This is a genomic window from Ruminococcus sp. AF31-8BH (assembly GCF_003460605.1).
In the GTDB taxonomy this organism is placed as follows: Bacteria; Bacillota; Clostridia; order Lachnospirales; family Lachnospiraceae; genus Blautia_A; species Blautia_A acetigignens.
Genome location: NZ_QTVN01000007.1, coordinates 132,953 through 146,769 on the forward strand (window position 1 = coordinate 132,953; position 13,817 = coordinate 146,769).

8 protein-coding genes are annotated in these 13,817 nt (G+C 41.1%); all 8 read left to right on the forward strand.

Annotation, left to right across the window (positions count from 1 at the left end; genetic code table 11):
* The first annotated feature begins 5 nt into the window (after positions 1–5).
* The 8 genes from DWZ38_RS10440 to DWZ38_RS10475 all read left to right on the forward strand — a co-directional run bounded on the left by DWZ38_RS10440 (position 6) and on the right by DWZ38_RS10475 (position 13,812).
* Positions 6–1,076 carry a hypothetical protein gene (locus DWZ38_RS10440; protein ID WP_117852486.1) on the forward strand — a complete coding sequence of 357 codons (1,071 nt, stop codon included), beginning with the start codon at positions 6–8 and terminating at the stop codon, positions 1,074–1,076.
* Positions 1,077–1,252: 176 nt separating this feature from the next.
* Positions 1,253–4,621 (forward strand): TIM-barrel domain-containing protein, encoded by a 3,369-nt coding sequence (locus DWZ38_RS10445; protein ID WP_117852488.1) that lies wholly within the window; start codon positions 1,253–1,255, stop codon positions 4,619–4,621.
* Between the two features lie 95 nt (positions 4,622–4,716).
* Positions 4,717–7,146, forward strand: coding sequence for a TIM-barrel domain-containing protein (locus DWZ38_RS10450; RefSeq protein WP_117852490.1), 2,430 nt, complete (start codon positions 4,717–4,719; stop codon positions 7,144–7,146).
* Between the two features lie 9 nt (positions 7,147–7,155).
* Positions 7,156–9,576: a TIM-barrel domain-containing protein gene (locus DWZ38_RS10455; protein WP_117852492.1), complete on the forward strand. Its 2,421-nt coding sequence runs from the start codon at positions 7,156–7,158 to the stop codon at positions 9,574–9,576.
* Between the two features lie 3 nt (positions 9,577–9,579).
* Positions 9,580–10,371: a nitroreductase family protein gene (locus DWZ38_RS10460; protein WP_117852495.1), complete on the forward strand. Its 792-nt coding sequence runs from the start codon at positions 9,580–9,582 to the stop codon at positions 10,369–10,371.
* A gap of 41 nt (positions 10,372–10,412) precedes the next feature.
* Positions 10,413–11,927, forward strand: a complete 1,515-nt coding sequence (locus tag DWZ38_RS10465; protein WP_117852497.1) for an ABC transporter substrate-binding protein — start codon at positions 10,413–10,415, stop codon at positions 11,925–11,927.
* 46 nt (positions 11,928–11,973) lie between these two features.
* Positions 11,974–12,918, forward strand: coding sequence for an ABC transporter permease subunit (locus tag DWZ38_RS10470; protein WP_117852499.1), 945 nt, complete (start codon positions 11,974–11,976; stop codon positions 12,916–12,918).
* Positions 12,919–12,930: 12 nt separating this feature from the next.
* The gene (locus DWZ38_RS10475; RefSeq protein ID WP_117852501.1) at positions 12,931–13,812 is read left to right on the forward strand and encodes a carbohydrate ABC transporter permease; all 882 of its coding nucleotides are present in this window, start codon (positions 12,931–12,933) and stop codon (positions 13,810–13,812) included.
* The last annotated feature ends 5 nt before the right edge of the window (positions 13,813–13,817 follow it).

The following is a 13,817-nucleotide window of genomic DNA, read 5'->3' on the forward strand; positions in this document are numbered from 1 at the left end:
TACCAATGTCTAAATTTCTAAAATTTATTGTACATTTTGTTGTGATATGCACCATACTTTGCGTAGTTGCATTAGCGGTGCCTCCGTTCTTCGGAGTGACTACCGAAATTCGGGACGACTCCACAATCGAGTCCAATCTTGCAATGGGATCTGTTACATATGCAATTCCGGTTAAAACAGAAGAAGCAGCTCTGGGTACACCGATCCTTGTAAATGACGAAGACAATGCTGTATATCGTTATACACTTGCAAGTGCTGATGTGGAGAATGGCACAGGAACTGCCATGGACCCTACTGTTTCACAGGGAGAGCCGATTAACGTAGCAATTGGAAGCTACCTTCCGAAGATCGTTGCTACGATCCCGTTTATCGGTTATCTGATGGCGGCTACCAAGAGCATTGAGGGACTGATCGTTCTGGGACTTGTTGTCCTGTTCCTGGTAATTCTCTATGTGATCGCAGAGCTGTGGAAGAAAGATCCGGATGATGACTATGATGATTACCCGGATGACACAGAGCCTGGATATGTGAAGAGCCGCAAGGAACTGAAACGGGAAGAGAAGCGCAGAGAGCGTGAGTACCGTGACGAGGAACGTGAGATCAAGGCTGAGAGCAAACGCAGCAAGAAAGAGAAATGCAAGATCCGCACCGGCGGCTTTGTTGATGAGATTGACGAGGATGATTTTGACACAGAGGAGGATGAACGCCCACAGAGAGCAGTACAGAATGCTACAAGTGAGGCACATGAGCTTCTGAAGAAAGAAATCGCTGCAGCTACTGCTGAGGATCGTAAGCCGGTCAGAAAGTCTGCTAAACCTGCAACCCAAACCAGGAAAGCAGTGTCTAAGAAGAAAGCGGTACAGGAAGCTTCTGAAGAGGATGATGAGCCGGTAGAGATTAAGAAGCTGGCAATCCCGAGATATTCACCGGCGCAGCTTGCAGCGAAGGCGAAGAAAGAGGGAGATGCACCTGACATTGTAAAGGATGAAATTACAAAGGTTACTTTATTTGATTACTCTGATATCTTTGCTGACGAAGAAGATGACGATGAAGATTACTATGATGATGAAGAGTGATTTATCATTATGAAAAGAAGAGGCATTTGAGAGATGCCTCTTCTTTTTTTCTTATTAATTTTGGAAGATAATAAGAAGCACACAAAAGTGCTATTTCTGGAGTGGAAAATTATAGTCGAAAAGAGGATATTTACAATAAACTTGAAATAAAGAGAACACAGAAGGGAGAAGTCTATATGGAGCAATTAAGATTTGGTATTTCATCTATGAACCTTGGAGCTGCTGTGGAGAAAAAACCATCTCCTGAGGTTAAAATTTCCGATTGGGAAAACGCAGTGAAAATTTCCAAGTTCTATCGGGCTGGTGGACACTTTTTACCAGCTTCAGATACAGAATGTTGTTTTTTGTGGGATGCGGAAGCTCTTTATGTACTGTTTTTATGTAAAGAAAAGAAGAGGACTGACAGCGAAAAGCTGGTTCAGGATAAAGACAGAATAAGGTTGAAACGGAAGGACTGTGTTGAAATTGCACTACAGAGTGGAATATTTGGACATCGTGACTTCAGTGTGTTTACAGTCGAAAATACGGGAGTAGCAAAAGCTGTTACACAAAGAGGGATGACCTACCTGGGAGGTGACAAGGGATATCTGGGTGGATGTGACAGAATTGAGAATCAGGCTGAGATTACAGAAATCACACAAGATATGTATACTTGTAAAACCAAGACAATAGAGAATGGCTGGATGGCATTTCTGGCATTGCCGTGGCAGCTATTTGGAGGAAGACCGGAAAAGCAGTTTGCACTTCAGGTATATCGAAAAAAACATCAGACCAGTGAAATCAGTACTCCATTTCCGCTAGATATGCAGGTGAATTTTTCAGATCGATTCGAGTATGACCCATTGACTTTTCTGGAAGTATTTTTAAATGGGGAAAAGGGAGTTTCTTCTGAAAAAGAAGTATTATGTACTCTTCCAGATGGAGTAAAACGCTGGCAGCGCCCTGTAAAGTTGGTATGGCCATCAGAAGAAGAAAGAAGAGAAATAGAGGAACTACACCATACAAAAGAGGCTACGACTCTGGCAAATATGGCAGATAGAATCAGGCTTCTGCAAAGATGGCAGGATGTTTTAACGCTGGAAGGAATGGACTATTTTACAGGACAGTCTGTAGCAAACTCGTGGGAATTTAGAGAACCATGGGTTGAACGCAGACTATGCAACGAGGCATTCCTCAAAGGGGATATTGATGCTGTATGTAAAGAATTGGACATTGCAATAGCATATTTTGTACAATTAACTGAGTGGTGGTACACCGACCACACACTGGGAAATCGCAGCAATGCCTGGACAACATTTGGCAGACTGGAAAAAGTAAGTAAGGAAGACCAGGAAGTCTGCATGACTTTTGCTGACGGACAACAGCTGTATCTTGCTGCAGGGGCAGGCGGTTTTCGCTTTCATAAAGCTCAAAAAGGGTTTTTTGATGCAAAGAAAGAAGAGCTTAAGTTGAGCAGGCAGGAAGATTTCTGGGTGGCTGAAAGTGTATACGGAAAAATAAGAATAACACCTGGATTACTCTGGAAAATTCATCTGGAAGGAACAGATTTTGAGATTCGGTCAGATCAACTGAAGATTTATTACGAAAAGAAGGATGAAATTGCAGGTGCTGAATGGGATTTACGTCTCAATAGAGAAGATGGGGTCTATGGTTTTGGAGAATGTTTTGATGCAGTAAACCAGAGAGGGAAAATTCGCTCATTATGGCAACGTGATGCCTGTGAAGGATGTCTGGCATCCATCGGAAATCAGTCCTACAAAAATATACCGTTAGCGCATATCAGTTCAGGATATTCTGTATTTATCAACAGTCATTACCGTATACGTGCAGATATTGCCAATGAGACAACAGACCTTTTGCGCTTTCATGTTTCCGGACCTGTTGTGGACTTCTTTATATGGAGAGGAAGACCAGAGCAGACTATGAATGGCTACACACAGTTGACGGGAAGACCAATTCTTCCGCCCAAATGGGTATTTGAGCCATGGGCGGGAGGTGGAGCGGGAAGGTGGTATCACGGTCCTCTTCACGATGTATGCAAAGAGCAGATGGCAGTGTTGGAACAGTTTGAAGAGCTGGATATTCCTCATTCTGGAATTTATGCAGAGGGGGCAGGTGCCCATTGGTTTAAGAATCCAAAGAGTGAGGAATTATATAAAATTGTAGCTTTTGCAGAGAAAAAAGGAATTCGTGCATTTTCCTGGCAGTATCCAGATATGTCAATGGAAGAAGCTAGGGGATATCTTCCAGATATAGAACCAGAGGATATTCCGATCAATAAGATTGCACCACATGAAGGGAATAAGAAACTTCCTACTTATATTGATTTTACACATCCGAAGGGAATGGATCTACTGCGTGCACAATGGAAGGTACGTCTGGATGCAGGAATTCGTGGAACGATGGTTGATTTTGGAGATTTCGTACCAGATGAAGCACAGTTTTATGATGGCAGATGTGGGGATCAGATGCATAATGGGTATGCCTATGAGTATGCCAAAAGTTATCGAAAATTGTTTTGCGAACGTTATGGAGAAGATCATGTCCTTTATACAAGAGGCGCAGCACCTGGTTCTCAGGCATTTGCCTGTCAGTTTGGTGGAGACCATTTAACGAGTTTCCTTGGAATGACATATGCACTCCATGGAGGAATAACAGCAGCAGCCAGCGGCCTTCCATTTTGGGGAGTGGATGTAACAGGGTATGACGGATTTTCAGATGAGGAGACATATCTCAGATGGACAGAATGGGCAGTATTTTGTCCGATTATGCGCTATCATGGCACGGAGCCAAGGGAGCCATGGGAATACAGCCCTGAAACAGTACAAATATATAAGCGATATGCATGGCTTCGTGAGAATATTCTTCCGTATTCATATGGACTGGCAATACAGGCACATGAGACTGGTATGCCGATGATGCGGACAATGGCAATGGAATTTCCAGGCCATCCGGAACTTATCGGATGCGAGGACTCCTATATGTATGGACCTGATTTACTGGTGGCACCTGTACATACGGAAGGAGAACACAGAAATGTTATTTTCCCGGAGGGAAACTGGGTAGATTTTTGGGACAATACGAATGTTATAGAAGGTGGGAAAGAGCTGGAGATTTTTGCACCTCTTGACAGGATTCCTGTTTATTTAAGAGAAGGAACTTTCCTGCCACTGGAATTAAACGGCAGCTTACATCTGGGTGAAAGTATGACAACCAGCCGCAAAAAAGCTTTGCTGATCACGCCGTCGGAGACACAGAGAATGGGAACCTGGCATCGTGACCGCACTGATCGGATAGGATATTGTATGGTTCCGCAAAAAGATGGATTTTATATGCGGTGTCAGGGAACTGGAGAATGGACTTATCTGATTATCAAAGGTTTGAAAGACAAGCCTGTTGGTATAACGGTTAATCACAGAGAGTACCAGCAGTGCCTGGCAAAGACTGCATTGTATTTTGAAGAAGGATGGGTTGTACAGGATGATGGTACTGTAATAATCCGCATATATGATTATTCTGAGATAGAACTGAGTGTGAAAATGTAACAAAAGTTATAATTTGGGTTTTTTAAATTATAGTGAAGAAAGTTTCCGTGTTATACAATAGAGAAAATTAAGAAATATAGTCGGAGGTAGCATTAATGATTCAGATTCAGAATAATGGACTTCAAGGGTATCATCCGCAGATGGACGGAGATCCATTGTCAGTTGAAAAGGGATATTGTCATTTTAATCATCAGGGACAGAAAGATTTTTTAGGCAGAATGATTGGCTATGAACCGACAGATGCGGGATGTATTTTTGAAACAGAAACTTTTCGACGGAAGAGGGCAAAAGTTGTTGTTACTTTCCAGAAAAACAATGTTTTTCGTTTCTATATGCAGCCGGAAGGGGAAAACATCTGCAGGTTGAATGAAGTATTTCATTTTTCGGAAATGTCAGGAGTGAAGACACTGGAAGATGACAATTTTATTAGTGTAAAAACAGACCGAGTCACATTAAAATTTCGTAAATGCCCCTGGGAAATGAGCATTGAGCTGGATGGAACAGAACTGACATGCGAACAGATTAAAGACTATAATGTGGATCAGAAGTATAAGGCAATACCTACCGGCTTTACTGTAGATGCAGAAGGGAAGGTTACGGATGCGTTTACGACAATGTATCTACATTGTGACGAAACATTTTATGGCTTTGGCGAAAAATTTACAAAATTCAATAAGCGGGGTCAGAAAATCACCATATGGCAAAAGGATGCCCAGTCAACCAATTCGGACTCCTCTTACAAAGGGATGCCTTATTTCATAAGTTCAGCAGGTTACGCAGTAATGCTGAATACGTACAGTAGAACTCATTTCAATATGGGAGCAACTTCCGGTGTTTCCTATACGATGGAAACAGAGGACTCATACCTGGATTATTATATGATTTGCAACAAGGACTATAAAGGACTTATTCGTGATTATACAGCACTCAGTGGCAGATCTGATATGATACCGAGGTGGGCCTTTGGCTTCTGGATGTCCAAGATGAGTTACATGAATCGTGCAGAAGTAGAGAACATCGCAGATAAGATGGAAAAATTTGGTATGTCTGTGGATGTTATTCATATTGATGGATGGCTCGATAATATGGGAGGTGAGGAAGGCAGTGGAGAATTGCTAAACTTTGACGAAAAACGCTTCCCGGAACCGGAAGAAATGATTCAGAAGCTGAGACAACGTGGACTACATTTATCGCTGTGGATGTTTCCTTATGTACTGCCATTCAGAATGATGGGAGAAAAGGCAGTGCCAGGCAATAGTAAACTGTACCAGAATATGGCACAAAGAGGATTTCTGGTAAAAAATCAGGCCGGAGAACCGTATCTTTTTGCATTAGGTGAGGGCGATGGATTCCATGTAGCAGCACTTGACTTTACCAATCCGGAGCTTGTGCAGTACATGAAAGAACGTGTAAAGCGCCTGATGAAGATGGGAGTTGGCGTAATAAAAACTGATTTTTCAGAGGAAATTCCGGAAGATGCAGTGTTTTGGGATGGAACGACCGGAAAAGAAAGCCATAATAAGTTCCCCTTGCTTTATGCGAAAACAATTTATGAGGCATCTGCTGAAGCAAAAAGAGAAATGGGAGAAAAGGCTCTGCTTTGGGGTAGAAGCGGATATCTGGGAAGTCAGAATTATCCGGCAAACTGGGCTGGTGATTCTTCGGCGGCACTGAACAATCTGGCTTCTATTTTAAATGGCGGACTGAGCCTGGGAATGAGCGGAATCTCGTTCTGGGGATTCGACATCGGCGGCTTTTATAATTCTGATGATGAAGGCAATCGTGCAATGCCTTCTGATGAAGAATATATCCGCTCAGTACAGATGGGGTTAATGGCACCTTTAAGCAGAAGTCATGGGCAGGCAACACCGAGAGAACCATGGGAATATTCTGAGGAAGCGCAGAGTGCATTCCTAAAAATTAATAAGATTCGTTATAGGCTGCTTCCGTATCTCTACAGTACAGCATGGGAAACACATCGTGAAGGAATACCGATGATGAGGGCTATGTTACTGGAGTTTTCTGAAGATTTAAACGTGTCAGAAATTTCTACACAATATATGTTGGGAAGATCACTTCTGGTTGCACCGGTATTTGATAAGAAAAAGCATATGGTATATTTTCCGGAAGGAAGCTGGATAGATTTTTATACAGGAAAGCGCCTGACGGGTGGAGACTGGATAGAATTGGACACTCCACTTGATCAGATACCACTTTATTTAAGAGAAAACAGTATGATTACTATGTTATCGGAAGCTCCGAACCATATTGCTGAGTCTAACTTTACATCACTGAGGGTATGGATCAATCTGGGCGGGCAGATGGAGCAGACATATTATGATGATGGAGTGGAAGGATGTTTGTGTGCAAACTTACAGGGAGACACGTTGCAAGTAGGAATCAGACAGATGGATATTTCTGAAATTTATGTTTATACTGAGCAGACTCCTAAAACAGTTATAGTTAACGGAAAAGAAGTTCCTTTTGAAGCAAATGACAGATTTATCGTATTTAAAGCAAAGTGAGGTGATATCATGATTCAATTAGCAGATAATGAGAAAAAAGGGTATTGTCAGCATACTGTTGAGGACCCTCTTAAATTGAAGGAAGGATATTGCCATTTTAATCAGACTGGACAGAAAGATTTTTTGAACAAGATGATTGCGTATGAACCAGGATGTTCAAAGATTACTTTTGAATTACAGACCTTCCGAAAGAAACAGGCCGAGGTTGTAGTAGAATTTATATCACAGACTGCTTTTCGTTTCCGGATGTATCCGGAAGCGGGGAAGACATATTGTGAAAATTCAGTTCTTCCTAAAACAGATACAATACCAATGACAATTAAGGAAGAAGAGGAAGAAATTACAGCATCTACAGAGAGACTGATGCTTAGGTTTCAGAAGTGTCCATGGCAGATGAGTGTATACCTGGATGGCGAGGAATTAACGAAGGAGCAGATAAAAGATCAGGATGTGGGTCAGAAATACAAGTCGGTTCCAACAGGATTTTCCGTGGATGAAAATGGAAGAGTAACAGACACATTTGAAACCATGTATATGTACAGTGATGAGGCATTCTATGGATTTGGAGAAAAATTTACAGATTTCAATAAACGAGGCCAGAAGATATGTGTCTGGCAGAGAGATGCACAATCTACCAATTCAGATATTTCTTATAAAGGAATGCCATACTTTGTCAGTACACAAGGTTATAGCATTTTGGTAAATACGTTTACAAGAACGCACTTTAATATGGGGGCTTCGTCAGGAGTGTCATATACGATGGAAACTGAAGATCCGTATCTTGACTACTATCTGTTTGCAAATCGTAATATGAAAGGGCTTTTAGCCGATTATACAGAAGCTAGCGGAAGATCACCGATGATTCCAAGATGGGCTTTTGGCTTCTGGATGTCCAAAATGAGCTATTTAAACAGAGCAGAAGTGGAAGAAATTGCAGAAAAGATGAATGAATTCGGAATGTCTGCAGATGTAATTCATATTGATGCCTGGATGGATATGTTTGGCAATGCTTCGGAGCTACTAAGCTTTGACGAGAAGCGATTCCCGAAACCGGAGGAAATGATTGCAGAACTGAGAAAGAAAGGCTTTCATCTTTCTCTTTGGATGTTCCCGTATGTACAGACAAAGATTACGGCAGATGGAACACAGAGAGTGTCCCGTCAGTACCTTTCTATGAAAGAAAGAGGCTTTCTGGTGAAACGTACAGACGGAGAACCCTATATTTTTTCTCCAGGCGAGGGAGACGCAGCAGGATGGGGAGTGGCAGCACTTGACTTTACCAATCCAGAGTTTGTTCTATATATGAAAGAACGTGTGAAACGCCTGATGAAAATGGGAGTTGGAGTGATTAAGACCGATTTTTCGGAGGAGGTTCCTGAAGATGCGGTATTTTGGGATGGATCGACAGGAAAAGAAGCACATAATAAATACACATTACTATATGCCCGCACGATTTATGAGGCTTCCGTTGAAGCAAAAGAAGAATTGGGAGAAAGTGCGCTTCTGTGGGGCAGAAGCGGATACTCAGGCAGCCAGAATTATCCGGCAAACTGGGCTGGCGATTCTTCCGCAGCAAAAAATAATCTGGCAGCAGTACTAAACGGCGGCCTGAGTATAGGAATGAGTGGAGTTTCATTCTGGGGATTTGACATCGGAGGTTTTTATAACTGCGACTATGAAGGGAGAAGATGCATCCCTTCCGATGATGAATATATCCGGTCTGTGCAGATGGGACTTATGTCACCTCTTAGCAGAAGCCATGGACAGTCTACGCCGAGAGAACCCTGGGTATTTTCCCGTGAAACCCAGAAAGCGTTTTTGAAAATCAACAAGCTGAGATACAGGCTCCTTCCGTATTTATACTCTACAGCATATGAAACACACTATAAGGGATTACCTATGATGCGTGCTATGGTGCTGGAATTTCAAGAAGACCGGAATGTGAGAAATCTGTCAAGACAGTATATGCTTGGGGAAAGCCTTCTCGTAGCTCCAGTATTCGACCAGGAGATTGTAAAGGTTTATCTTCCAAAAGGCAGTTGGATAGATTTTTATACTGGAGAACGGCTGGAAGGTGGCAAATGGATTACGGCAGAGAAACGTTTGGATCAGATTCCGTTGTATTTAAGAGAGAATCATATGATTCCCATGCTTCAGGAAGCGCCAATGCATATTGAAAACAGAAACTTTGAAAAGCTTGTTGTTATCCTGAATTTGCAGGGGGAATTAGAAGCACACTATTATGATGATGGTATCTGTGGAAAGTTATTTGCCAAACTTGTAAATGAAACACTCATAATAGAAAGTGAAGAAATGAAAATAGAGCTGTTTGAAGTATACAGTGAAAAAGAAATTTGTAATTGTGTGGTTAACAAAAATGCATGGAAATTGAAAAAAACTGAGCACGGTTTCATAGCCACGAGAGGATAACGTATGATCATTATTGATAAAGAAAAGTGTGTTGGATGTGGAAATTGTGCCAAAGATTGTTTTGGCTATAACCTGTCTATGGAGCATGGCAAGATGGAAGTAAAAGGAAACTGTTTTGAGTGTGGACACTGCATTGCACTTTGTCCGGTCTCAGCAATTCATATGGATAACTGTCCGGATGATGAGTTTGAGGAGTGCAGCGGACAGACAGAAAATATGACTTCCAGACAGCTTTTGCATACGATCAAATGCAGACGAAGCATAAGAAATTATCAAAAAAGAACAGTGGAAAAGGAGTTACTGACAGAAATTCTGCAGGCTGGAAGATATACACCCACCGGAGGAAATGCACAGGATGTCCGTTATACGGTAGTGCAGGACAGATTGCCAGAACTGATTCCGCAAATATTTGAAGGCGTTAGACAGGGTGCAGAGCAATTTCATAAAGAGAAACCAGATAATCCATATAGTGGAACTTTGAATCGAATTTATGAAAAATATAAAAATGGACAGGATAGTTTATTTTTTGAGGCACCTGTACTGCTGCTAATATCTTCAGATATGCCAATTGATGGAGCCTTGGCAGCTTCAAATATAGAGCTGATGGCAGCAACAGAAGGACTGGGATGTCTGTATTCCGGGTTCATAGAGCTAGGCCTGAAAAATAATCCGGAAGCACTGAAACTTATACAAATTGATGCAGAGAAATTACGTTGTTGTATGCTTCTGGGATATCCGGGTATTACCTACATAAGAAGCGTACCACGTAAGGCTTTGCAAGTAAAATGGATGTAATGAAGCGTTTATTACATATAATTTCAAAGGAGGAAATGTAAATGAAAAGAAAACTAATGAGCTTACTGTTATGTGCAGTAATGACAACAGGGCTGTTTGCAACACAGACTGTATGGGCAGATGAGGAGACAGAAACTGCTGATGAGGACATTGATTTCTCAGAGGATCCATATGAGGTTAATATGGTGATTACTCTTCCTGCGGCATCTCCAAGCCAGAGTGAAATTGACAGAGTAGTTGAGCATGTAAATGAAATCACGAAAAAGAAACTGAATATGACATTAAACCTGCAGTTGCTTCCATACTCTACTTACCTGGAACAGATTCCTTTGGAGTTAAGCTCTGGAAGTGATATTGATATTCTTACTGCGATTACCGGATATGCACAGGGATGGGTAAGTTCCGGTTATCTGCTTGATATGACAGACCTTCTGGATGAATATGGTCAAGAGGCGATTGCTACATATTCTTCTCCTGATCTTGCGAAAGCTGCTCAGTTAAATGGTAAGATTTTTGGTTTGCCGGTTCATAAAGAAATTGCACAGCAGCCAACTATTTTCTTCCGTACAGATATTCTGGATAAGTATGATATTGATGTAAGCAATGTAAAAACAATGGCAGATGTAGATGCTATTTATGAGCAGGTAGCTGAAAAAGAACCAGGTATGTGGATGCTGGCAGCAGATAATCTTGGAGTTGGTAAAGCTGTCGTGTTTGATATGTCTGTAGGTGGTACTTCATTTGCCGGTTTAATGGACTTCGCAAATAATACAACTGTTACCAATCTTCTTGCATCTCCGGAGTTTAAGGAATGGTGTGAATACAATCACAAATGGTTTGACAATGGCTGGATTAATTCCGGTGCTGCTTCTGATACAGAGTCATATTATTCTTATATTGCATCCGGACAGGCATTTTCATTCTTTAGTGATTATGGACATCCTCTTTCAGAGGCTGACCAGGAAAACAACTGCGGTGGCGTAGATCTCACGATGGTACATTTAGGCGAGCCTTATGCCACAACTTCTACAGCAGCAATTTTTTCTTATGCGATTTCTTCCGGTTCCAAAGATCCTGCGAAGGCAATGAAGATGTTAAATCTGCTTGAAACAGATTCTGATATTATGAATCTGCTCAACTGGGGAGTAGAAGGCGAAGATTATGTAGTTAATTCTGATGGGCTGTTAGACTATCCGGAAGGCAAGGATGCAAGCTCAGTAGGATATCACTTGGGTGCAGGCTGGATTCTTCCGAACCAGTTTATCTGTACTCCATGGGCAACAGATGGTGCAGACATTTACCAGACAATTGTGGATTATAACAATACCGCTGTAGTATCTAAAGCGCTTGGATTTACCTTTGACTCTGAACCAGTTGCTGATGAAGTTGCAGCAGTAACGAATGTACGAAATAAATATTATAAAGCTTTAGTCGTTGGAGCAGTAGATCCTGACGAATATCTGCCGAAGCTCCTTGAAGAAATGGATGATGCAGGTATGCAGGATATTATTGCAGAATCACAGAAACAGTTGGATGAATTTCTGGCATCAAAATAAAGAACAGGCATTACATTAAGACATTGTCTGCGGAATGGAGACTGCTATGAGTAATAAAGTTAAAGAGAAAAAAACTTTAGCAGAACGGATTAAGCCCTATAAGAGATATCTGCCGCTTTATCTGATGATGTTGCCGGCATTGCTTTATCTGTTCATTAATAACTATCTTCCTATGTCCGGTCTTGTGCTTGCATTTGAAAAGTACAATGTGCAGGATGGTATTTGGGGAAGTAAATTTGTAGGATTGAAAAACTTTAAATTCCTACTCAAAAGCAACGAACTTCCGATTCTGTTCCGAAACACATTGGGATATAATCTGTGTTTCATTATTATTAATATTATTTTTGGAGTTGCGCTTGCTATTCTGATAACGGAAATCGGTAATCTTGCGTTTCGAAAATTTGCACAGAGTAGTATTTTGTTTCCATTTGTAGTGTCCATAGTGATTGTGTCATATATGGTAAGAGCGTTTCTTGATCCAGAAGCAGGAATGCTTAATCATCTTCTGGTGTCCATAGGACACCAGAAGATATCCTGGTACGATACTGAGAAATTCTGGCCTTTCATTCTGATTTTTGTAAATACATGGAAAAGCGTTGGATATGGTTGCATTCTTTATATTTCAACAATCCTGGGCATTGATTCATCACTTTACGAATCTGCGTCTCTGGATGGCGCAACGAAATTTCAAAAAATACGTTATATTACCCTTCCATTTCTGAAACCTACGATTATCACCGTGGCATTACTCTCTATAGGAAGAATTTTTAACAGTGATTTCGGTCTGTTCTTCCAAGTACCACAGAATTCTGGCCTGATATCGGATGTAACTCAGACAATAGATACATTTGTATATAAGGCACTGATTACACAGAGCAATATCGGAATGTCGGCGGCTGCCAGCTTTTTCCAGTCGGTGATGGGGCTTATCATGATTTTAATATTTAATACAATTACACGAAAATTCAGCGAGGAAAACGCATTGTTTTAGGAGGAGAGTGACATGGTAAAATCAAAGCAAGACAAACATTTTGAAATTGCCGCATATATTATCCTGTCGATTGTGATGCTGGTTATTTTCTTCCCATTCCTGCTGCTGTTTATGTCATCCATAACGGAAGAAAATTCCCTTCTGATCAATGGATATTCTATTTTTCCAAAAGAAATCAGTTTCGCAGCTTATTCTTATATTTGGGAATCCAGAGAAACAATACTTAGGGCTTATATTACGACAATCTGCGTCACTGCGGTGGGTACTGTTATCAATGTTTTGATTACTGCAATGGTAGCTTATCCACTGTCTCTGGACAAGTTACCCGGCAAAAAGATTTTCTCATTTCTGATTTTATTTGTAATGTTATTTAATGGCGGAATGGTGCCGACGTATATGATCTATACTACCGTTTTGCATATTAAAGATACATATTTTGCACTGCTTGTTCCGAACCTGCTGTTCAGTGCATTTAATGCGATCATTGTAAAAACTTATTTGAAAGGGAACATTCCAGAAGCACTTTATGAATCTGCCAGAATAGATGGGGCTTCAGAATTTAAAATTTTTACAAACATTGTGTTACCCCTTGGAAAGTCTATTTTTGTTACAATCGGTATTTTTTCCGGTTTGGCGTATTGGAATGACTGGATGAATGGATTATACTATGTAAGTGATTCATCGAAATATTCTATCCAGCAGCTTCTGAACGTCATGGTGAAAAATATTCAGTATCTGACACAGTTTGGCAGAAGCAGCGGGACAGGACAAATCCCCAGCATCAGTCTCAGAATGGCAATTGCTTTTGTAGCAATGCTGCCGGTATTGATTTTGTATCCATTTTTACAAAAATACTTTGAAGAAGGAATTACGCTGGGAGCTGTGAAAGGATAGGTTTT